General features: G+C 44.4%; 24 protein-coding genes. 9 read left to right on the top strand and 15 right to left on the bottom strand.

Annotated elements, in window-relative coordinates; all coding sequences use genetic code 11:
- Positions 1 to 28 precede the first annotated feature (28 nt).
- On the bottom strand, positions 29 to 262 hold the full coding sequence (locus tag R7F67_RS06025) for a DUF2789 domain-containing protein (RefSeq protein ID WP_005380277.1): 234 nt from the start codon (positions 260 to 262) through the stop codon (positions 29 to 31).
- Between the two features lie 187 nt (positions 263 to 449).
- Here R7F67_RS06025 and R7F67_RS06020 point away from each other — a divergent pair, with 187 nt between their 5' ends.
- The gene (locus R7F67_RS06020; protein WP_064368726.1) at positions 450 to 1,667 is read left to right on the top strand and encodes a response regulator; all 1,218 of its coding nucleotides are present in this window, start codon (positions 450 to 452) and stop codon (positions 1,665 to 1,667) included.
- A 160-nt stretch (positions 1,668 to 1,827) separates the two neighbouring features.
- Here the strand turns inward: R7F67_RS06020 and nqrM are convergent, their stop codons facing one another.
- The 9 genes from nqrM to bolA form a co-directional block, all read right to left on the bottom strand.
- Positions 1,828 to 2,061 (bottom strand): (Na+)-NQR maturation NqrM, encoded by a 234-nt coding sequence (nqrM, locus tag R7F67_RS06015; RefSeq protein WP_005380273.1) that lies wholly within the window; start codon positions 2,059 to 2,061, stop codon positions 1,828 to 1,830.
- A gap of 22 nt (positions 2,062 to 2,083) precedes the next feature.
- On the bottom strand, positions 2,084 to 3,088 hold the full coding sequence (locus R7F67_RS06010; RefSeq protein WP_005380272.1) for an FAD:protein FMN transferase: 1,005 nt from the start codon (positions 3,086 to 3,088) through the stop codon (positions 2,084 to 2,086).
- A 157-nt stretch (positions 3,089 to 3,245) separates the two neighbouring features.
- Positions 3,246 to 4,469, bottom strand: a complete 1,224-nt coding sequence (gene nqrF / locus R7F67_RS06005) for an NADH:ubiquinone reductase (Na(+)-transporting) subunit F (protein WP_005380271.1) — start codon at positions 4,467 to 4,469, stop codon at positions 3,246 to 3,248.
- A 33-nt stretch (positions 4,470 to 4,502) separates the two neighbouring features.
- Positions 4,503 to 5,099: an NADH:ubiquinone reductase (Na(+)-transporting) subunit E gene (gene nqrE, locus R7F67_RS06000; protein WP_005380270.1), complete on the bottom strand. Its 597-nt coding sequence runs from the start codon at positions 5,097 to 5,099 to the stop codon at positions 4,503 to 4,505.
- A 7-nt stretch (positions 5,100 to 5,106) separates the two neighbouring features.
- Positions 5,107 to 5,739, bottom strand: coding sequence for an NADH:ubiquinone reductase (Na(+)-transporting) subunit D (locus R7F67_RS05995; RefSeq protein ID WP_005380269.1), 633 nt, complete (start codon positions 5,737 to 5,739; stop codon positions 5,107 to 5,109).
- Complete coding sequence (locus tag R7F67_RS05990; RefSeq protein ID WP_005380267.1) at positions 5,739 to 6,509, bottom strand: Na(+)-translocating NADH-quinone reductase subunit C; 771 nt, start codon at positions 6,507 to 6,509, stop codon at positions 5,739 to 5,741. Before R7F67_RS05990 ends, R7F67_RS05995 begins: the two co-directional genes overlap by 1 nt.
- Complete coding sequence (locus R7F67_RS05985; RefSeq protein WP_005380265.1) at positions 6,499 to 7,743, bottom strand: NADH:ubiquinone reductase (Na(+)-transporting) subunit B; 1,245 nt, start codon at positions 7,741 to 7,743, stop codon at positions 6,499 to 6,501. The genes R7F67_RS05990 and R7F67_RS05985 overlap by 11 nt, the downstream gene beginning before the upstream one ends.
- Before the next feature lie 5 nt (positions 7,744 to 7,748).
- The gene (locus tag R7F67_RS05980; protein ID WP_318057101.1) at positions 7,749 to 9,089 is read right to left on the bottom strand and encodes a Na(+)-translocating NADH-quinone reductase subunit A; all 1,341 of its coding nucleotides are present in this window, start codon (positions 9,087 to 9,089) and stop codon (positions 7,749 to 7,751) included.
- Positions 9,090 to 9,562: 473 nt separating this feature from the next.
- Complete coding sequence (gene bolA / locus R7F67_RS05975) at positions 9,563 to 9,871, bottom strand: transcriptional regulator BolA (protein WP_005380262.1); 309 nt, start codon at positions 9,869 to 9,871, stop codon at positions 9,563 to 9,565.
- Positions 9,872 to 10,114: 243 nt separating this feature from the next.
- Between bolA and R7F67_RS05970 the strand changes: the two genes are divergently transcribed.
- The 4 genes from R7F67_RS05970 to R7F67_RS05955 all read left to right on the top strand — a co-directional run bounded on the left by R7F67_RS05970 (position 10,115) and on the right by R7F67_RS05955 (position 13,840).
- The gene (locus R7F67_RS05970; RefSeq protein WP_318057100.1) at positions 10,115 to 11,269 is read left to right on the top strand and encodes a methyltransferase; all 1,155 of its coding nucleotides are present in this window, start codon (positions 10,115 to 10,117) and stop codon (positions 11,267 to 11,269) included.
- Between the two features lie 32 nt (positions 11,270 to 11,301).
- Entirely contained in the window at positions 11,302 to 11,871 is a 570-nt protein-coding gene (locus R7F67_RS05965; RefSeq protein ID WP_005380259.1) for a YajG family lipoprotein, read from the top strand.
- Positions 11,871 to 12,416, top strand: coding sequence for a peptidylprolyl isomerase (locus R7F67_RS05960; protein WP_005380258.1), 546 nt, complete (start codon positions 11,871 to 11,873; stop codon positions 12,414 to 12,416). Before R7F67_RS05965 ends, R7F67_RS05960 begins: the two co-directional genes overlap by 1 nt.
- 71 nt (positions 12,417 to 12,487) lie before the next feature.
- Entirely contained in the window at positions 12,488 to 13,840 is a 1,353-nt protein-coding gene (locus tag R7F67_RS05955) for an AmpG family muropeptide MFS transporter (protein WP_005380257.1), read from the top strand.
- Positions 13,841 to 13,903: 63 nt separating this feature from the next.
- Here the strand turns inward: R7F67_RS05955 and R7F67_RS05950 are convergent, their stop codons facing one another.
- Genes R7F67_RS05950 through R7F67_RS05935 form a run of 4 tightly spaced genes read right to left on the bottom strand, consistent with a single transcriptional unit; the run spans position 13,904 to position 17,150 of the window.
- Positions 13,904 to 14,563 (bottom strand): ChrR family anti-sigma-E factor, encoded by a 660-nt coding sequence (locus R7F67_RS05950; protein WP_005380256.1) that lies wholly within the window; start codon positions 14,561 to 14,563, stop codon positions 13,904 to 13,906.
- Positions 14,560 to 15,144: an RNA polymerase sigma factor gene (locus R7F67_RS05945; protein WP_017636022.1), complete on the bottom strand. Its 585-nt coding sequence runs from the start codon at positions 15,142 to 15,144 to the stop codon at positions 14,560 to 14,562. The genes R7F67_RS05950 and R7F67_RS05945 overlap by 4 nt, the downstream gene beginning before the upstream one ends.
- A gap of 44 nt (positions 15,145 to 15,188) precedes the next feature.
- A complete protein-coding gene (locus tag R7F67_RS05940) occupies positions 15,189 to 16,547 on the bottom strand; it encodes a DUF4397 domain-containing protein (protein ID WP_053306734.1) in 1,359 nt (452 codons plus the stop codon).
- Positions 16,548 to 16,562: 15 nt separating this feature from the next.
- The gene (locus tag R7F67_RS05935) at positions 16,563 to 17,150 is read right to left on the bottom strand and encodes an LON peptidase substrate-binding domain-containing protein (RefSeq protein WP_258485516.1); all 588 of its coding nucleotides are present in this window, start codon (positions 17,148 to 17,150) and stop codon (positions 16,563 to 16,565) included.
- Between the two features lie 323 nt (positions 17,151 to 17,473).
- On the opposite strand from R7F67_RS05935, the gene R7F67_RS05930 reads away from it, so the two are divergent.
- The 4 genes from R7F67_RS05930 to csdA all read left to right on the top strand — a co-directional run bounded on the left by R7F67_RS05930 (position 17,474) and on the right by csdA (position 21,125).
- Entirely contained in the window at positions 17,474 to 18,319 is an 846-nt protein-coding gene (locus R7F67_RS05930) for an outer membrane protein OmpK (RefSeq protein WP_005391741.1), read from the top strand.
- A 108-nt stretch (positions 18,320 to 18,427) separates the two neighbouring features.
- Positions 18,428 to 19,318 (top strand): 2-dehydropantoate 2-reductase, encoded by an 891-nt coding sequence (gene panE / locus R7F67_RS05925; protein WP_053306735.1) that lies wholly within the window; start codon positions 18,428 to 18,430, stop codon positions 19,316 to 19,318.
- Positions 19,315 to 19,914, top strand: coding sequence for a DJ-1 family glyoxalase III (locus tag R7F67_RS05920; RefSeq protein WP_006742560.1), 600 nt, complete (start codon positions 19,315 to 19,317; stop codon positions 19,912 to 19,914). Before panE ends, R7F67_RS05920 begins: the two co-directional genes overlap by 4 nt.
- Positions 19,914 to 21,125: a cysteine desulfurase CsdA gene (gene csdA / locus R7F67_RS05915; protein WP_054728421.1), complete on the top strand. Its 1,212-nt coding sequence runs from the start codon at positions 19,914 to 19,916 to the stop codon at positions 21,123 to 21,125. The genes R7F67_RS05920 and csdA overlap by 1 nt, the downstream gene beginning before the upstream one ends.
- Before the next feature lie 33 nt (positions 21,126 to 21,158).
- Here csdA and R7F67_RS05910 read toward each other — a convergent pair whose 3' ends face one another.
- Positions 21,159 to 22,079, bottom strand: coding sequence for a GGDEF domain-containing protein (locus R7F67_RS05910; protein ID WP_054728419.1), 921 nt, complete (start codon positions 22,077 to 22,079; stop codon positions 21,159 to 21,161).
- Between the last annotated feature and the right edge of the window lie 170 nt (positions 22,080 to 22,249).

Genomic DNA, 22,249 nt, shown 5'->3' with positions numbered 1-22,249 from the left:
AAGAGAAATGGGCGTGTTTAAGCGAACGTCAATCTCGAAGCATTACGTCCAATTGATCGACTAATTCGGCCCAATCTGCATCTTCTTCGATGGCTTGTTTTAGAAAGTTCGCCTGTGACATCGTCCAAAAGCTAGCTTCATGTAAAGGCGCAGAATCTCTTTTGTGTCGATGTTGATTAATAAAATCTTTCATTTCTTGAGGAGAGCTACCGAGGCCCAGTTGTTGAAATAGCTCAGCCATACCATGTTGATGCATTTCCATACTACTTTCTCCCTACGTTAGCTAAACATAATTATATAACTAAGACAGGAATAATGATGTGATGTTAACGGATGCGTGTCAAACATTTGAGTAGTTGTTCTACTTTTGGTTGACATGTGTTTTTTGATGGCGATAAGTTTAATTTTAGTTATCATTGATTTTAAACAATTAATTTTGGGGACTGCGCTTGAGTAATAAGATTCTGGTTGTTGAAGATAGTCGTGCATTTAAAAACTTTCTTTGCCAAACAATAAGCCAAGCTGGTTATGAGGTCATCGCAGCGGAAAGCTACGCGGAGGCAAAGAACTTGTTATCTTCAGCACAGGACCTCTTCTGTGCGGTTTTAGACTATTGTTTACCGGATGCTCAAGATGGCGAGATTATTGACCTCGTTTTGGAACATGGTCATCGTGTCATTGTTTTAACGGCTCGATTTCAAGAAGACACTCGCGAAAAGATGCTTGCAAAAGGTGTCCTCGACTATATTTTGAAAGACAGCATGGCGTCCGTTTCCTATCTATTACCACTCCTCAAGCGACTAACCAACAATCAACAACACAAATGTTTAGTCGTTGATGATTCACACACCGTAAGAAGACACATTGCCCAACTTTTGGAGCATCAATATATTCAGACGTTGGAAGCTGACAATGGGCAAAAAGCCCTAGAGCTTGTCGAGCAAAATCCAGATATCACTCTCGTTTTAACCGACCATGATATGCCCGTTAAAGATGGCATTACTATGGTGCGTGAATTACGTCGGAAGTGGGATAAAAATCAATTAGCCATTCTCGGCTTGTCGGGTAGTAACTCTAAGACCATGACGGCTAGGTTTCTAAAAGCAGGGGCCAATGACTTTTTATACAAGCCATTTAATCAAGAAGAATTTTTTTGCCGTATTCACCAACTGTTAGATATCAAAGACGCAACATCTGAACTGTTTAAAATGGCAAATCAAGATGCGCTAACGGGCTTATGGAACCGCCGCTTTCTGTTTGAGCAACCCCATGTAGAAAACGCTCAAAGAAACATCGCGATGCTTGATATCGATTTCTTTAAGCAAGTAAATGATACACACGGACATGAGGGCGGCGATGCAGTGTTAGTCATGATAGCGAATATTCTAAAAATCTATTTTCCAAATGATATTGTCGCTAGGCTTGGTGGCGAGGAGTTTTGTATTCAAGCCAGTGGCGACTATGACGGCTTTCTAACACGCTTAGAACAAATGAGACAGCGCATAGAAAAAACGCCAATAACTTATTTGGACAAAAACATTCTTGTGACCGCGAGTATTGGTGTAAGCAACATCGAGGGGGAGCTGGAACAACAAATAAAAGTGGCGGATGAGCGACTTTACATGGCCAAAGAGAACGGACGTAACCAAATCATTGCTTCGTCCTAATGATTATCGATGTAGTCTTGCTCTATAACATGAGAGAAAGAAACAACAAAACACGGTATTGAGCTCTTTCTCGGACATTTGAGTTTTTTGGTTAGCCGCCTAAAAATAAAGCTCAGCAGAACGCTGAGCTTTATCACTTTCTTAGTACGATTAACCAATACTAAGCAATTCTATCTTTTTCCCACGCCGCCAATTTCTCAGCACGCGCAGCCTCGCGCGCTTCACGTTTTTTACGCGCATCGCAGGGTTCTGGGCAATTACACACTTTTTCGATGCCAACTGCCCCTAAGCCACCACAGCTACCTTTCACGACTTTCTTTTGGAAAATGTATCCGACAGCCATTGCAGTGATTACCGCGACAAACACAGCAAAGGTAATTAGAAATGTATTCATAAAAACATGCTCACTTCTGTTGTTATTTCTTCATGAATGGCTTGTATGCTTCCGAAGCCAACTCTTTAAAACCATCTTCCGTTTTCACAATCATGAAAACAGGAATATTATTTTCGTTCGCAATTGCCATGCCTTTGTCTTCACCTAGCACCATAAGACCAGTTGCAAGACCATCAGCAGTCATCGACGATTTATCTAATACCGTTACAGACACCACTTTATGATGAATTGGTTTGCCTGTTCGTGGATTAATAATATGAGAGTATCTCACACCATTACTCTCAAAGTAATTACGATAGTCACCACTTGTTGCAATTGCCATGTCGCCTGGTTCAATAATTTCTTGAATTGAACGTTCATCAACGGTCGGTTTTTCAATTGCGATACGCCAAGGCACACCTTCACGATTGACACCTTTGAGACGCATTTCACCGCCAACTTCGACCATAAAGTTCTGTACCCCTTCAGATTGAAGGTAGTCAGCAACCACGTCAACCCCCCAACCTTTCGCAATCGTCGATAGGTCGACGTACAAGTTAGGAAGATCTTTGGACAGTGTATTACCATCAACAGATAGGTGGTGAATACCGGTATTTGCTTTGCGAGCAGCGAGTTCTTCATCGGTTGGAACTACATCTGGACGAGCTTCTGGACCAAACCCCCACAGGTTAACTAGAGGGCCTACCGTCACATCTAATGCACCTAAAGTAAGACCGTTAAGGCGAATTGCTTCTTTCACTACCGTTGCAGTTTGTGTCGAAACTGTAAATGGCTCGCTCGTTTGATGCTGATTAAAACGACTTAACTCTGAGTCGTCACGATAGGTCGACATTTGGTCATTAACCTCTTCCAATAAGCGATCAATTTCTGTCTGCATCGCTTTTGGCGTTGGAATACCATCTTGCTCGATATACTTGATGTTGTAAGAAGTCCCCATGGTAGGGCCACTTAAATGAATTTGATCGGCAGGCTGCTCACAGCCAGCCAAAATCAATAGAGAAGCAAATGCAACAAGCCACTTTTTCACTTGTTAACTCCCAATGTTGTTGAATTGATATGGGAAATAGGATCAATCCTTTCAATCCGATTACCTATATCAACTGTTGAGTATCAGTTTTATGTCTATAAAAAATAATGGCTAGCTCTCTTGGAGAGCTAGCCATAGATTCAATCACTTGGAGGAATTAACCACCGAAGTCATCTAGTAGGATGTTTTCATCCTCTACACCTAGATCTTTTAGCATGCCGATTACAGCAGCGTTCATCATAGGTGGACCACACATGTAGTATTCACAGTCTTCTGGCGCTTCGTGATCACGTAGGTAGTTCTCGTAAAGAACGTTGTGAATAAAGCCAGTGTAACCATCCCAGTTATCTTCTGGAAGTGGATCAGACAGTGCACAGTGCCATACGAAGTTGTCATTCTCAGCTTGTAGCATATCGAAGTCTTCTACGTAGAACATTTCACGCTTAGAACGTGCGCCGTACCAGAAAGACATCTTACGCTTAGAGTGCAGACGCTTAAGTTGGTCGAAGATGTGTGAGCGCATTGGAGCCATACCAGCACCACCACCAACGAATACCATTTCTGCATCTGTATCTTTCGCAAAGAACTCACCAAATGGACCAGAAATAGTACACTTGTCGCCTTCTTTTAGAGACCAGATGTACGAAGACATGATGCCTGGTGGTACGTCTGGGTTGTTCGGCGGCGGAGTTGCGATACGAACGTTAAGCATGATGATACCGTGCTCTTCTGGGTAGTTAGCCATAGAGTATGCACGAATGGTCTCTTCATTAACTTTAGACTCGTAACGGAAAAGGTTGAACTTCTCCCAGTCTTCACGGTATTCCTCAGGAATATCGTAGTCTGCGTATTTCACGTGGTGAGCAGGAGCTTCAATCTGGATGTAACCACCAGCACGGAAAGGTACTGATTCGCCATCTGGAATTTGTAGCTTAAGCTCTTTGATGAATGTCGCTTTGTTATCGTTAGAGATAACAGTACATTCCCACTTCTTAACGCCGAAGATTTCTTCAGGAAGCTCGATATCCATGTCAGTTTTCATTGCAACCTGACACGCTAGACGCTCACCTTCACGCGCTTCACCTTTAGTAATATGGTCAAGCTCGGTTGGTAGGATGTCGCCACCACCTGATTTAACTTTTACGCGACACTGACCACATGAGCCACCGCCACCACAAGCAGAAGATACGAATACGCCAGCACCTGCTAGAGCACTCAGTAGCTTACCACCTGGTTGTGTAACGATCGCCAGAGAAGGGTCATCGTTCACAGAAATTGTAATGTCACCTGTTGGTACAAGCTTAGACTTAGCGAAAAGAATCACTAGTACTAGTGCTAGTACGATCAGAGTAAACATCACTACACCAAGAATAATGTCCATTGACTATTCCTTAATTGTTGCGGTTTACCCGACTTACAGTTGAACACCAGAGAAAGACATAAAGCCTAACGCCATAAGACCTACAGTGATAAATGTGATACCAAGACCACGTAGACCTGGAGGTACGTCAGAGTACTTCATCTTCTCACGGATACCTGCAAGAGCAACGATTGCTAGCATCCAGCCCACACCAGAGCCGAAACCGTAAACGATCGATTCAGCAAAGTTGTAGTCACGTTGTACCATGAAAGATACACCACCGAAGATTGCACAGTTTACTGTGATCAGCGGTAGGAAGATGCCTAGCGCGTTGTACAAAGGTGGGAAGAAACGGTCTAGGACCATCTCTAGAATCTGTACAAGTGCTGCAATTACACCGATAAAGGTGATGAAGTTTAGGAAGCTAAGGTCCACGCCCTCAACTAACGCGTTCTCTCTCAGAACTAGGTTGTATACTAGGTTGTTCACAGGAACAGCGATAGTCAGAACTACCACAACTGCAACACCTAGGCCGAAAGAGGTCTTAACCTTCTTAGATACGGCAAGGAAAGTACACATACCTAGGAAGAAAGACAGAGCCATGTTTTCGATGAAAATCGATTTAACTAACAGACTAATGTAATGTTCCATGACGTCCTTACTCCTTCGCTTCTACTTGTTCTGGTTTCAGAATACGGATTACCCAGATAAGGAAGCCGATTAGGAAGAATGCTGATGGTGCTAGTAGCATTAGGCCGTTAGGCTGGTACCAACCACCGTTGCTCACTAGAGGTAGAACTTCTAGACCAAATAGTTTGCCTGAGCCAAATAGCTCACGGAAGAAACCTACAGTGATAAGAACGAAGCCGTAACCTAGACCGTTACCAATACCGTCAATAAGAGATGGTACTGGCGCAGACTTCATTGCGAATGCTTCAGCACGACCCATTACGATACAGTTAGTGATAATCAGACCAACGAATACAGATAGCTGTTTAGATATATCGTATAGGTAAGCTTTTAGCACTTGGTCTACCACGATTACTAACGATGCGATGATTGCCATCTGAACGATGATACGCACACTGTTAGGAATGTGGTTACGGATCAATGAAACAGAGAAGTTAGACAACGCAGTTACAAATGTTACCGCTAGTGTCATTACAAAAGCTGTTTCTAGTTTAGTTGTTACTGCAAGAGCAGAACATACACCAAGAACTTGTAGCGCGATTGGGTTGTTATCCAATACTGGCGCTAGAATGCTCTTTTTAACGTTTTGTGCACTAGACATTAGTTAAGTTCTCCGTCACGAACTTTTGCTAGGAAAGGACCAAAGCCCATATCACCTAACCAGAAGTCAAATGTGTGTTGAACACCATTACTAGTGAGCGTCGCTCCTGATAGGCCATCAACACCGTGCTCAGAACCTTGCGGTGCGCCGCCTTTCACGACCTTAATCGCTGGCTGGTGATCTTCATTGTACAATTTCTTGCCAATGAATTGATCGCGCCATGAAGGGTTCTCTACTTCACCACCAAGTCCAGGAGTTTCACCTTGCTCGTAGTAAGTAATAGCAGACACAGTGTTACCATCAGTTTCAACGGCTACAAAGGCATACATCATCGACCATAGTCCTTTACCGTGCATAGGCAGGATAACTTTTTGGACTTCATCTTGATCTTTTACAAGGTACACCACTGCTGTATTCGCGCGACGACGGATATCAGCTACGTCTTCTTCTGGTGTCAATGCGATTGAACGTTCTGCATCTTTTGATGCTTCACGTTGATCGTACGTAGATGCATTACCCTCAGTAAAGTTACCTGTTTCAAGGTCTACTAGACGAGGTTCGATGTACTCAGCAAATAGCTCTGGTACTTTCTTACCGTTTGCGTCAATGCCTGCAACTTCAACGATCTTTGATTGCTTATCTAGGACAGCGTTAGCTTTTTGCTTATCACGCAGACCTACTGCTGCTGTTGATACGATGATTGAACAAACAAGGCTCAACCCGATAACAACACCCAGCGTCTTTTTAATGCTGTCGTTATTACTTGCCATAGCGTGCTAGTCTCCGCTTGATGTTCTTCTCAATCACTACATGGTCGAACAGAGGTGCGAATAGGTTCGCGAATAGAATCGCCAGCATCATACCTTCTGGGTACGCTGGGTTAACTACACGGATCATCACACACATTGCACCAATCAGGATGCCGTACCACCATTTACCTTTGCTAGTAAATGACGCTGATACTGGGTCCGTTGCCATGAAGAACATACCGAATGCAAAACCACCTAGAACTAGGTGCCAGTGCCATGGCATATTAAACATTGGATTAGTGTCAGAACCGATCACGTTAAACAGAGTCGATACTGCGATCATACCGATCATTACCCCCGCAATGATGCGCCATGAAGCGATTCGCATGTAAACGATCATCGCTGCACCGATCATTAGAGCTAGAGTCGATACTTCACCAATTGAACCAGGGATGTTACCGATGAACGCGTCCATCCAAGTGATAGGAGCGCCAGTTACTGTGTTAACTAGAGCACCGTTACCACCTTGAGCCCATTGGCTAAGAGCAGTAGCACCAGAGAAGCCGTCAGCTGCAGTCCATACTACGTCACCCGAAATTTGCGCTGGGTAAGCGAAGAATAGAAATGCACGACCTGCAAGTGCAGGGTTAAGGAAGTTACGACCTGTACCACCGAAGATCTCTTTTGCTACAACAACACCAAATGTGATACCTAGCGCCGCTTGCCATAGAGGTAGCGTTGGTGGAACGATAAGTGCGAATAAGATAGAAGTTACAAAGAAACCTTCGTTAACTTCGTGCTTACGCACCATACAGAACAACACTTCCCAGAAACCACCAACAATAAATACTGTTGCGTAGATTGGCAGGAAGTAAGTCGCACCTAGTAGCATCTTACTGCCAACACCCGCTTCCGCACCGATAGTGCCGCCAAGCATTTCTGTTAGCCAGTAGTGCCAGTTACCTGCGATAACTGTCGCTAGTTGGTCACCAGCGTACATGTGGTTAAGTGCTGCAATAGCTTGGCCACCTGCGTTGTACATACCCCAGAACATTGCTGGGAATACCGCAAACCAAACCATGATCATGATACGTTTTAGGTCAACGCTATCACGAACGTGCGAGCTTTTATTTGTTACGATACCTGGCGTGTAAAAAACTGTTGCTACAGCTTCGTACAGGGCAAACCATTTTTCGTGTTTGCCACCAGGCTCAAAATGATGCTCGATGTCTTCAAGAAACTTTTTAAGAGCCATGAAAATTACCCTTCCTTCTCGATAGTATCTAGGCATTCACGAAGTAACGTACCGTACTCGTACTTACCTGGACATACAAAGGTACACAATGCTAGATCTTCTTCATCCAGTTCAAGCGCACCCAGTGCTTGAGCACTGTCTGTGTCGCCGGCACATAGATCACGAAGCAGCAAAGTAGGCTCCATATCTAGAGGCATTACGCGTTCGTAGTTGCCAATTGGAACCATTGAACGATCACTACCATTGGTCGTCGTTGTCATATTGAACAACTGACCTTTGAATACGTGACCAAGGAAAGAGCGAGTTACCGAGAACTTATTCTTACCAGGCATTGCCCAGCCAAATAGTTCTTTTTCACGGCCTTCACGTAATACAGAAACCTGTTGATGGTAACGGCCAAGGTATGCGTGTGGACCAGTTGCATGTGTACCTGTTAGTACTGAACCAGAGATCACACGAACTTCGCCAGGCATCAGCTCGTTATCTGTTAGGTAATCTAAGCTTGCACCCATTACGGTACGAACTAGACGAGGGTTATTCACAACTGGGCCAGCTAGAGACACAACACGATCTGTGCATAGCTCACCAGTTAGGAACAGCTTACCGAACGCGATAACGTCTTGGTAGTTGATGCTCCATGCCACATTCTCTGCATTTACTGGGTATAGGAAATGCATGTGGGTGCCAGCAAGACCTGCTGGGTGAGGGCCATCGAAGACGTGTTCTTCTACGTTAGACTGTGAAGAGCGTGGCAAGCTAGTGCCAGATTTACATACGTAAACCTTGCCTTCTGTCAGGGCTGAAAGAATGTCTAGACCAGCAATGAATGCTTCTTGTTGCTCATTAATGATCAACTCAGGCTTAGCTGCTAGTGGATTAGTATCCATTGCAGTTACGAAAATAGCCTTAGTAGAAGACTCGATTGCAGGAACCTTGCTAAACGGACGAGTACGTAAAGCGGTCCATAAGCCAGAGTCAACCAACTGAGTCTTGATCACTTCACGATCTAGACCTGAAAGTTGAGCGGCTTCGAACTTATCAAATGTCACCTGCTCTTCACCTGCCACTTCAATCACTACAGATTGAAGGACACGTTTAGCGCCACGGTTAACTTCGATCACTTTACCGGCTGCTGGTGCAGTAAATTTCACGCCTGGGTTCTTTTTATCTTCAAAAAGAACTTGCGCTTTTTTCACTTCATCACCAACGCGGACATGCATGGTAGGTCGCATGCCAACGTACTCTTCGCCAAGCAAGGCGACTTTTTTGATGGTCTTACCATCATTAATCACCTGGGATGGAGTTCCTGCGATAGGAAGATCCAAGCCCTTCTTTATTGTAATCATACGCACTTGCACTACTTTTATCGGGAAAAAGATTCTTTTGATTGCGTAACTTTTAGACACGACATCAGTGTCCGGTTTTGATGTTGTTTTAAACATCAAAATCGCAACATCCTATTAAAAATCTCGTCACAAGGAATACGCGAGATTTATCAGGTGCCGTAGTCTAGCATTTTTTAGGAACTTGATGCCATGATCAATCATTAGAATAGAGGGGTTATTTCGGTAGAATCAGGTCTAAAAGGTCAAAGAATAGTCATAACTTTGACCCATCGCACAAATGCCATATTCCATACATATCTTATGGAAAAGTGATATTCATCGCCTGAAATATTCTGCAATTTCCATTCATTTGTTGAAACACTGTTAACACATTTTTTAACCAGAATTTGTGCCACGTTAACGTCCCTAAAGAATGTAAAACGAAAAAAGATGGCCTTAAGCCACCTTTCTCTGCACCTTTATATCTTGCGTTTTTAGTGACCACCACCCATACACATCGGGCTATCAGGGGCGCCATCTTGTTCACGCTTCCACTCTTCATCAGTATATGTATGAATAGCTAATGCATGAATGTGGTTGTCCAGTTCATCTGCCAAAATTTGATGAACTTGACGATGGCGCCCAATCAAACGCTGTCCCGCGAACGAATCACTCACAACAATCACTTTGAAATGACTCTCTGAGCCTGGTGGCACATTATGCATGTAGCTCTCATTAATGACTTTGAGATAGCTGGGTTGCAGCTCACTGTGTAGTTTCTTCTCTATGATTTCTTGGATCATATTCGTTCCTCATTGATGCGAATTCCATAAGTATATACCTAAGTAAAGCAGACATGCATCACTCAAACGTCACTCTCATTATTGACGCACTTTGTAGACATATTGTCTCAAGGCGCTCGACTCCATGAGCATGCCTAGAGAGCAGCCATCACTGAACTCGTAAAATTTGACAGCTTTTTGTATCTCGACACGTCATCATTTGCGACAATAACACTTAATTTCTAAATCAACTTACATTTAGCTATGAAAACCGAACTGAACCTTCACGAGCGAAGCTTAACACTTCATCGTTTCCCAAAACGTAGTAACGAAACGCTACAAGCGTGGGATGCCGGTGATGAGTATCTTATTAATCATGTTGAAGAGCTTGCTTTGCCAGACAATCAAAACATCCTCGTGATTAATGACAGCTTTGGTGCCCTCTCCTGCTGGTTTTCGGAAAAGCACCATGTAACGCTAATGAGTGATTCATTCATCTCACATAAAGGTGCACAGCAAAATCTCGAGCAAAACCAGTGCAATAAAGTAGCGCTTGCCACCACGATGGACCTCGTTCCTGCCAATATTGATCTCGTCTTGCTGCAACTGCCCAAAAGTAACCGCCATCTAGTGTGGATACTAAGCCAATTAAGAAAGGCGCTACCGGCTTCCTGCCCCGTCATTGCAGTCAATAAAGCGAAAGACATTCATACTTCGACGCTAAAACTGTTTGAAAAATACTTAGGCGAAACAAAAACATCTTTGGCCTGGAAAAAGCACAGATTGGTGTTTTCTCAAGCAACAGTTGAGCCTCCGATTGAAGTAATGCCTTTCACGACTTGGCGCGTTGATGGCGAAGATATCGAACTCAAGAACATGCCAAATGTCTATTCAGGAGAAAGTTTAGATTTAGGTGCACGCTTTATGCTGCAGCACCTGCCTCAAGACCCTTCGATAGACAATGTCATCGACCTCGGCTGCGGCAATGGTGTTTTGTCTGTTAAATTTGGTCAGTTGAATCCAAATGCTCGGCTAACATGTGTTGATGAAAGTTTTATGGCGCTTGAATCAGCAAAACAGAACCTACGCGACAACCTTGGTGAAAATAGAGACATACAGTGTATAGCGAACAATTGCTTGGACGGTTTTAAACACAGCAGCAGCTCTATGGTTATGTGTAATCCACCGTTTCATCAACAACAGGCAATCACCGATCATATTGCTTGGCAAATGTTCTGCGATGCTAAACAAGTATTAAGTGAAAATGGCCGTTTACTGGTTATCGGAAATCGTCACCTCGGGTACGACGCAAAACTCAAACGTCTGTTTGGCGATAAAAATGTGAAACTTATCGCTTCCAACAATAAGTTTGTGATTTTACAGGCTACAAAAAATCCTGCTAAATTAAGCGCAATATAAGCTTTAGCAAAATAGTTAAAAGGAATAATAAAATGAGAAAATTGGTACTTGCGGCTTCGGTTGCGTTGCTTGCTGCGTGTTCAGCCCCTCAACAACCTCAGCTGAACCTGATGCCAGAAAGCACATTGAGCACCAATCCAATTGTTCAAGGCAAGACTTACAGTTTGACCAGCAAAGATGTACGTGCAGCGCAGTACGTGGCGTTGGTGGATAACGGCCGTTCGAACATTCTTCCTCTTCATGCTAAACAGAATTTACGTATTGCGTTAGAAGAAGCATTAGAGAAGCAATTCTCATCTCAAGGTTTCCATGCGGATCTAAACAGCAACAACGCGATTGAATTGAGCGTTCAAGAAGCGTTGGTCAACGTGAAGCATTCGGTGATGGAAAATGAGATGGATGCTAAAGTTGTGCTGGAAATCACAGCAGAGACACCTGAGGGCAAGCTAGTCAAAACTTATACAGGTACAGCAAAGCGATCTGGCACATTGAGTGCTTCTGATGCCGATATTGAAGAAACCTTGAATGATGTGGTGACATTAACGCTTAAAGAGATTGCCAATGACCCTGAGCTTCGTCAATACATGCAGGAGCGTTTCTAATGTTACGCAAAGCGATTCTGTCTTTAGCATTACTCAGCTGCAGCGTTTGGGCTGGACCAAAAGTAGCGTTTGAAACGACACTTGGCTCATTTACGGTTGAGTTAAACGAAGAGAAAGCACCTATCACTGTCGCTAATTTTCTGAAATATGTAGAAGATGGGAGCTACGAAGGTACTATTTTTCATCGTATTATCCCAGGCTTCATGGCACAAGGTGGCGGCTTTAACCAAGATATGCAGATGGTGAAAACATACGCGCCAATCAAAAACGAAGGAAATAATGGTCTAAACAATGACCGTGCTACCATCGCCATGGCACGAACTAATGCACCAAACTCTGCAACTCGTCAGTTTTTCGTCAACTTAGTCGACAATGACTTTCTCAACTATGGCGCTCGACCACCAGGTTATGCTGTATTTGGTGAGGTTACTGAGGGGTTCGACGTTATCCAGAAAATGGCTCAGCAGCCGACCACGACAGTAGGCCGAATGCGTGATGTACCAGAGACGCAAATCGTCATCACCAAAGCTACACTACTTAAATAGCCAAAACGATAAGCCCTTTGAATAATCGAAGGGCTTTCTCTTTCAACGGCTTCATTTTATTGGATTGATTTATGTCTTCATTACCTTCCATCACTTGGTTGGAAACGGTAAAAAGTTACCTCGATAAACGACTCATGTGGGTTTTCATGCTGGGCTGCTCTAGCGGCTTTCCGTGGGTTCTTATCGGTTCAAACATGTCAGGTTGGCTAAAAGATGCCGGCTTGACCCTCTCCGCAATTGGCTATTTTGGTAGCGTTTTTGCGGTCTATGCGATCAACTTTCTGTGGGCACCTCTGGTTGACCGCGTGAAGCTGCCAGTCCTCTTTAGACTGCTGGGGCAAAGACGTAGCTGGATTTTCTTTTGCCAAAGTATCGTACTCGTCGCTACCCTATTTATTGCCGGCGTTAATCCAGCGGAAAACTTGGTGTTTGCGTCACTACTCGCCTTGTGTATTGCAACGGCTTCAGCGACACAAGACATCGCAATTGATGCTTTTCGTATTGATACTTTCCCAAAGTCAGAAGAGTCTAAACTGCCTCAAGCTTCTGCAATGGCGGTCATTGGCTGGTGGACAGGTTATTCACTACCGGGTTATTTAGCGTTTGTTAATGCTGACAGTGTCGGTTGGAATGGTGTGTATTACGGGATGGCGGTGATAGTCGGCATTCTAATGGTCTTTACGATTTTAGTCGGTGAACCGAAGACTCAACGCGAACAACTTCAGTCTGCCGCTGAACAACGACACAAAGAAGTGGTTGGTTCAAAAGTCGTAGCTTGGTTTACCGTGACTGTTGTAGAACCTTTCCTTGATTTCTTTAATCGCAATGGCGTCCGTGTCGCGATTACTCTGTTGCTGTTCGTTTTCCTATTTAAAATTGGCGAAGCGTTTTTGGGCAGGATGTCGATCGCGTTCTATAAAGATATTGGTTTTAGCAATGAACAAATTGGCTATTACTCCAAACTGATTGGTTGGGGAGCCACCATCTTCTTTACTTTTGTCGGAAGCATGTTCAACGTTAGGTTTGGTATTGTACGTGGATTAATGATCGGCGGTATTGCTATGTCTGCCAGTAACTTGATGTTTGCATGGATTGCTTCGGTAGGCCCAAACGAGCACTTGTACTTAGCCACGATTATTGTCGATAACTTTACGACTGCTTTCTCAACCGTCGCTTTTGTTTCATTTTTGACGATTCTAACCGGGCAAGCATTTTCGGCAACTCAGTATGCGTTGCTTGCCTCTCTAGGAAACTTCGGACGGACGACTCTTGCTTCTTTCAGTGGCGAGCTAGTGGATTATCTTAATGATTGGAGCACATTCTTCGTGCTTACCGCTGTCATGGTCGTGCCAAGCTTGATTATGTTGTACTCGCTACGACATTACTTTGATGCTCTATTGGAAAAAGCACGTCACAAACATTAACGAAACATATAAAAAACCACCGAATTCGGTGGTTTTTGTTTTGCGAGATATAAGATAAGAGGTCTATGGGTATAACCCTTTACCAAACATATTAAATATACGTGCCACGCCTTGAGTAAAGATCATCGGCTCAGTCAATACGGTTAAACACAAGCAGTCTTCTCCGGCCTTAGTGTAAGGGCTGTGCTTCACTGATGCGTCTCTAATCATCAAATCGCCTTCTTCATATTGGCCATCCTCGTCACTAAATCCACCATGTAGGATCAATGTAGACTCCAGGCCTTTGTGCGTATGTTGAGGAATTTGCACATCTTCCCCGATGTACATTAAGCTGACACGAGCGTCTTCCCCTAGGTCAATCTGAGCACTGAAAACCTTGCCTCCGTAACTTCTCCATGACCCTACGAGGTCAGAGAAACGCGCTAGAGTTTTAGGAAGAGCGAAACTTTTTCCTGCCACATTAACAGCAGCAGAGTCGCGGATCACGATATTATCAGTCGCTGGCTCCGCATTGATGATGTCATTAAACATGTCGTCAAATTCAGAAACATACTCAGAAGGTATGTCACTTACGATGTTCGCTTGACTTGCTTCGACTTGGTTCACATAAGCTCGGCACTTGGTGCATGTTTCTAAATGGGTTGCGACCACAAGACCAGAAACTGCATCAATGCTTCCCGAAGCGTATGCTTCTAACAAGCTGTTATCTGGGTGTTTGTTCATAGTTGCTCCGTATGCATTGAATGCCTTAGCTTTTCTACTGCAAGCCTCAGCCTGGATTTTACGGTACCGAGGGGTATATCAAATAATTCCGCGACCTGTTGATGAGGTAACTCTTCAAGATATACCGCTTGTAAAACATCTCTCTGGTTTTTCGGTAATATATCTAAAAACTTAACCACCTGTTCTTTCAACATATCTTGTTCTGGTGAATAGTGATCAACAAGATCAGGTGGATAATACTCTGACGGCCAAATGTCATCAGAATGAATGTGTAATTCCTTACCTTTCTGTTTTCTCAGCAGATCAAAACAAAGGTTTCGGATTATGGTATATATCCAAGTCGATAACGCGCTCTTTTCACCATCATAGAGGTGCGCTTTCTGCCAAACTGTCGCCATGGTCTCTTGCACCATCTCCATAGCAACTTGCTCATTACCAACATGTTTGTAAGCGAATTGCTTCAGCTTGGGTGCGTAAAAACGGAATACAAAAGCGAACGCATCTTTGTCTCGATCCTTCACTTTATCCATGTAATCGTTCCAATCACTGCGCCCCAGTTTTTTCGGGCTATCACTCATCATAATCGGCCTTAATTTGTGGGAGGAGTCTCCTCCTCCCATTCGTCCTAATCGGTCACGTCATCGACCAACAAGTTGAAACCACCGTTGTTCCCATCATCAATGGCAACGACTTGGTACACAACACCGTTCATTACATTGACTGGTGCTGAGTCAACCGCAACAATACTTGGGTTACCAGCCACTGTTACCGTTACATAATATGTACCTTCAGCGACATATAATCCTTGTACGCTATTTTTATACGCAAAATTAGCAATAGTTGGATCACTTCCATCTATTCCTGCACTCGTAGTGAGGTAAATATCCACCATTTCCGCTATAGGATTAGCCGCCGCGTGTGTCACATTCAATGTCGCGCTAGTCGCCACAGCGCGTCTCATATCTTCAACAACCAGAGCTTCGATATCAATCGCTGGGCTAACAACACCGACTGCATAAACACTGTAATCCATTCCACCTGCAACCATTAACCCGCCAACATCTATGATCGGATTGGTTGTTGTGCCATCCACGTAAACGTCAATATCGTAAGCGCTAGCAGCAAGATCCAAATAACCACGAATCTCTTTGAACGCTAAGTCGGCAAGAGGAGCGAAGGCCGCCCCGTTAACGTTAACATCGACGACTGGCGCTCCATCGACAAGGTGTCCGACTCTTACTTCAGCTTGGCTGCCCATATCTTCAATTATAGAAGAGCCCGAACCGTCCAACACCAAGAGTTTGACAGGTGACGTGCTATTCGAATCTCCTGTGCCGATAGCGGCAATCGTCAAGTTGGAGTTAGCCGCAAGAGATACTTTGCCCGAGTCAAAAGCAACGCTGTCTCCTACGGCAAGTCGAACTTGATACTCACCAGCTGGGATGTTCAATACGTCGGTAGAAGCTTTGTAAGCAAGGTTAGTTATTGGAGTCGCGCTAGCAAGAGCAACACCTGGCTCAGTGACATAAAGATCAACAGCAGGAACGCCTGAAGCTGCATGAACAACTTGAACATCTAGACTATTGGCATCAGCCATTGAATCGGCGCTGCGAGTCACAACTAAAGGCTCAACTGGGTTTGGCGAACCATCGGCATCGCCAACAACGAACACGTTATAATTGAGGTCGGAATCAAGATCTAGTTCTGTTTTAGGTACTACGGTCGCGGTTTCATTACCTGGGAGCTGTACATCGACCTGAATCGAATTCATCCCCTCTCGCAATTTAACGTAGCCAGATCCCACACCATAATCAACATTCGTTAAAGATGGTTTATCGTTGATCCACACATTTGCAAGCGGCGCATCAGAAGAAGCGTGCACTGCTTGTAAATTGGAATACTCGATAGTGTCACTGTCGGAGCCACACGCCGCAAGTCCTAATGTCGCAACAATAGTTAGCGCAGCTTTATTAAATCCTTTCATATCCTTGCCTCTTTGTTAGTCGGGGTTAGTCGGGGCTTCTATGGCTTCTGTCAGAAATTGCAACGCAGGAATACAGTCCTCTGCGCCGACTAGCTGTTCGAACAGATTGCAGTCTAGGGGTAGTAACTCAAGCCAACGCTGAGTAACCCAAGCAGAGTCATCGTAAAAACGATGCTGGTAGAGGCTTCCAAGTTGAGGAAACTCTTCATAAACATGGGATAACTGCTGGCTTAAAAAGAAGAAATCTGGTGAGTTGTCTAGATGTTGCCAATTGTCTAACCATTCAACCTCTGCATGACGTAAGCCATCCGCATCTGCACGGACGCGTTTGACAATAAAGCGTTGCTCACCAGCAACTGTAATACCAAGAAGGCCATCACTGAGTGTTTCAAAATCAACGATCCTGACCAAAGTTCCGATAGATGAAACGTTACCCACGTCTTTAGGGTCACCTTCACTTCCTACCAGGCAAACTCCAAAGCCCACATTTTGTAGGCTGCATTCCTTTACCATTCGCTTATATCGTGGCTCAAAAATGCGCAGATTCATTTTACCCTCAGGGAGTACAACTGAAGTGAGTGGGAATAACATGACTTCTTTCATTCAAACGTCCTCTTTGATTCACGGATACATACGAATCCCTTATCACTCCGATCACTAACGATTTATGTTGGTTAATCGACTGGCTTAAAAAGTCATAAAATCGCTTACGCAAACGATCCAAATCACACATTTATTGCAATCAAATGCAACAAACAAAAAGTTCCGTAAATAAAGATAATTTCGTGACACAACTCACCAAAAACGTTCAGTTTTGCACCCTTTATCACTTTCATTTGGGATTTTTATCGCTATTATTCCCGCCAATTGGAAAGCGCAGCATAGATTGCGTGTTCTGAATCATTACAAACATAGAGAGTCCCCTTATGCGTAAATCACTTTTAGCTCTTAGCCTTCTAGCGGCTACTTCAGCTCCAGTTATGGCGGCAGATTACTCTGACGGCGATATCCACAAAAACGATTACAAGTGGATGCAGTTCAACTACATGTACTCAATTGATGAAATGCCACGAGTTAAAGGCGCTGACGACAACGCTCACGATTACCTAGAAATGGAATTTGGCGGTCGCTCTGGTATTTTCGACCTATACGGTTACGTAGACGTATTTAACCTAGCGACTAAAGATAACCAAGATAAGTCAATTGAGAACGGCGCTCCTGACAAGATGTTCATGAAATTTGCACCACGTATGTCTCTAGATGCCGTAACTGGTAAAGACCTATCTTTCGGTCCAGTTCAAGAGCTATACATTGCATCTCTAATGGAATGGGGCGGTAACAACGGTGGTGTAAACAACCAGAAAATCGGTTTAGGTTCTGATGTAATGGTTCCTTGGTTAGGTAAAATCGGCCTAAACCTGTACAGCACTTACGATGGCAACAACAAAGGTTGGAACGGTTTCCAAATCTCGACTAACTGGTTCAAACCATTCTACTTCTTCGACAATGGTTCATTCATTTCTTACCAAGGTTACATTGATTACCAATTCGGTATGGATGATGATGCTGGTAACAAATTTGGTACTACCGCGTCAAACGGTGGTGCAATGTTCAACGGCATTTACTGGCACTCAGATCGCTTCGCGGTTGGTTACGGCCTGAAAGCATACAAAGAAGTATATGGCGTAAAAGACGGTCTACAAGTTGCTCCAGGTGTTGAGCTAGAATCGACTGGTGTAAGCCACTACCTAGCTGTAACTTACAAGTTCTAATTGAACCACTAAGTTTGCTCAAAAATGGCGCCTTTCGGCGCCATTTTTATTTGCTTTCCTTTTTTCCCTCATTATCCTTGCAGCAAACCTTTTTAATGAGAGCGTTTGGTGAATATCCTTATCCTCGGTCCAGGTGCGGTGGGCTCACTCTGGGCAACAAAATTTAAGCTTGCCGGGCACAATGTTTCATTGTGGGGAAGAAGTTCAGAGAGACAACAACCACTTCAGTTGGATGACACACCCGCAATCGTATTCAGTAATCAAGATATTTCCTCCGTAAATCAAGCGGACCTCATTTTGATCACGGTAAAAGCTTGGCAAGTGGAAGACGCCATTCAGCCTTTGCTCCCTCATATCAATACAGACACGATTATCATGCTGATGCACAATGGTATGGGTACTGCCTCTGCCTTGGAGAAGGTTGTGCCAAACAATCCGATAGTGCTCGCAACAACAACGCACGGCGCATACAAACCAGATAACCAACACGTATTGCATACCGGTCACGGAACAACGCAAGCGGGTGGTTATAATGACAAAGGAATGCAGTGCACTTTTCTGAAAGATGTTATGCATAATGCCCTTCCAGAGGCCATTTGGAATCCACACATCCAATCTGCGTTATGGACTAAGTTAGCGATCAACTGCGCGATTAACCCACTGACTGCGATTCTCCAGTGTAAGAATGGTGAACTTGCGAAGCCCGAGTTTAAGATACAACTCGAAAGCATCACTCAAGAACTGGTTGAAGTAATGAGTAAAGAAGGTATTGCTATCGAGTTTCGCTCTCTTTTCGATACGGTAATGCAAGTGGTGAACGCCACAGCTGAGAACTATTCTTCAATGAGACAAGACGTATTCCATCAGCGTCGAACGGAAATTGATTTTATAACCGGATACTTGTTAAAGGCTGCCGAGAAACATCGCATCAATACGCCTGAGAATTTAAAACTTTACCAACGCATCAAACAAATAGAACAAAGCTGGACAGAACAATGAGTAAGAAAATCTTAGTGCCAATCGCTCCGGGCACCGAAGAAATGGAAGCCGTCACCGTTATCGACATGATGGTTCGCGCGGGTTATGACGTTACGGTAGCGAGTGCTGCTTTTGATGGCTCATTGACGATGAAAGCTTCTCGCGGAGTCACACTAACAGCCGATTGTAAACTGGTCGATATTGCTGATGATGAGTTTGACGCCATAGCGCTTTCTGGTGGTGTTGGTGGTGCAGAAATTTTTCGTGATAGCACGGTGATGATAGAAATCCTTAAGCAGCACATCTACGAGGGAAAATTGGTCGCTGCTATCTGCGCAGCACCGGCGTTGGTATTGCAACACCATGATCTTTTCCCACAATCACTGATGACCTGTCACCCGAGCTTTCAGTCACATATCCCGGAAGAGAAGTGGCGCAGCAAACGCGTGACCTTTGATATCAACCACAACCTGATCACTAGTCAAGGTCCGGGTACAGCTTTAGAGTTCGCGATGGAAGTAATCATTCAACTCTCAGGTAAAAAACACGCATGGTCAGTTGCTGAACCAATGATCCCTCTGCCTACTCTGCACTACCACAAGCTTGGTGAAGAATAATGTTTGACGTAAATGCTGTACGCGAGCAATTTCCTGCTCTAAACCAATCCGTCAACGATACGCCCTTAGTGTATCTAGATAGCGCAGCGACAACGCAAAAACCGCAATGTGTGATTGATGTCATCAGTCATTACTACAGTGCGCAAAATGCCAATGTTCACCGTGGCAGCCACAGTTTAACGGCTAATGCCACCAGCCAATTTGAAGCGGCACGAGAACGAGTGGCAAGCTTTATTGGTGCAAACAGCTCTAAAGAGATCATTTGGACACGGGGCGCAACCGAAGCACTGAACTTAATTGCTCAAACCTACGCCCGTAGCACGTTACAACCAGGTGATGAGATCTTAATTAGCGAGATGGAGCACCACGCCAACATCGTGCCCTGGCAAATCGTGGCAGAGCAAACGGGTGCTAAAGTCATTAAAGTTCCGATGACATCAGATTGCCAGTTCGACATCAGTGCATTTGAGGCGCTTCTGTCTGACCGCTGTAAAATTGTTGCTTGCGCACAAATAACCAACGTAACAGGCACACGCCAACCTATCGAAAAAATCACTGAACTGGCGCACAACGTTGGCGCGGTTGTTGTAGTTGATGGCGCGCAAGGCATCGTACATGAGCAACTTGATTTATCGGCATCAGATATCGATTTCTACGTTTTCTCAGGTCACAAACTTTATGCACCAGCAGGCATTGGGGTTTTATACGGCAAGCTTGAACTTTTGGAAGCCATGCCACCATGGCACGGCGGCGGTAAAATGGTTGAACGCGTTTCTTTCGAAAAAACGACGTTTTCTGCACTTCCTGGTAAATTTGAAGCGGGCACACCAAACGTTGCGGGCGCGATTGCTCTAGCGAAAGCCATTGAGTGGTACCAAGGTTTTGACCATCACGAAGTAGAGACTCATCTCCATGTGCTTCAGGATAAGGCCTACCAAGCACTAAGCGCTTTGGATGACATCCATATTCTAGGCTATCAACCGAATGCCTCTGTACTGACGTTCGTCATGGACGGCGTTCATCACCAAGACATGGCGACGCTGCTCGATCAACAAGGCATTGCGGTACGAGCAGGACACCACTGCGCTCACCCATTGATGGATGCGCTAAACGTTAAAGGCACGGTACGCGTTTCTTTTGGTATTTATAACACGGCTGAAGATGTGGATAGACTCATCGCCGCCGTAGAAAAAGCCGTCGACATGCTATAACGCCAACAGTTTGATTTGGAGTAACCAACAAGGTTACTCCATCTGCCTATCCAGAGTCGCCACGCAATTTCTGCCATTTCTTTTCGCAGCATAAAGCGCTTTATCTGCATGCGCATACAAACGTTTGGTGGTTTCATTTCTGCCTATTTCCACCACGCCTACACTCACCGTGACCGGAATTTCAATCTTTTCAAATTCGAACTGACAATTTTGAATGTGGGAACGTACTTCCTCTCCTACCTCTTTCGCCGCCGACAGAGAAGTTTCTGGCAAAATAATCGCAAACTCCTCCCCTCCGACTCTTGCAAAAATTTCGTCTTTGACGAGTAAGTGAGAAACCAAATCAGCTAAGGTCTCTAAGACATAATCCCCCGCATCATGACCACGTTTATCATTGATGACTTTAAAAAAGTCCAAATCAAACAATAACAACGCGGAGTGATAGTTCGGCTCTTGAGCTTTAATGACCTCTTCTGTGAGCTTTTCGAAAAAGACACGTCGATTGTAGATGTTGGTAAGAGCATCAATTTGGCTTTGATGGCGAAGAAGGGTTTCAACTCGGTGGCGATTGGAGATGTTGCGTGTAAGAATAAGGACAACGCGACGACCTCGGTATTTTATAGCGAGTGGGCAGATCTTGCCTTCGTAGTATAGGTCGCCTCTTGGCCCACTGTTAGCATCTATTCCCTGAATGCTGTCGGCGCACATCTTGTACTCGACCGTCACAATACTGTCTTGTTTCAGTGATCGATTGATCTGCTCGATAAACCAGTCAGCTTTATCTTTCTCGAGTACGCTGTGCAGCGTCTCACCTATCAAATTGCTTCCATCGTGATAGGCTTTTTTATCTGTTCCTCCAAAAACATCAATATAGATACCATCTTCACTCAGAATAAAAGTGGGGTCTGGCATTCCGGATAACACGTCTTGCGCATGTTCCAAGGTGAATTGCATATAGGGAGGTTCCTAGCATTTGTATCTAAGTAACCCAATCGCTTCCAAGTGTGTTTCCACATTGGGGAATAGGAGCGGATGGGGCATATGTCTATTATCTAATATAGACAAATTTTAAATACAATTGAGTTTATAAAAACCAAGTGGGCAATATAATGAACCAGGATCAA

The sequence above is a fragment of the Vibrio sp. YT-17 genome (assembly GCF_033337375.1).
In the GTDB taxonomy this organism is placed as follows: domain Bacteria; phylum Pseudomonadota; class Gammaproteobacteria; order Enterobacterales; family Vibrionaceae; genus Vibrio; species Vibrio alginolyticus.
This window is presented reverse-complemented; position numbering and strand designations above follow the sequence as displayed.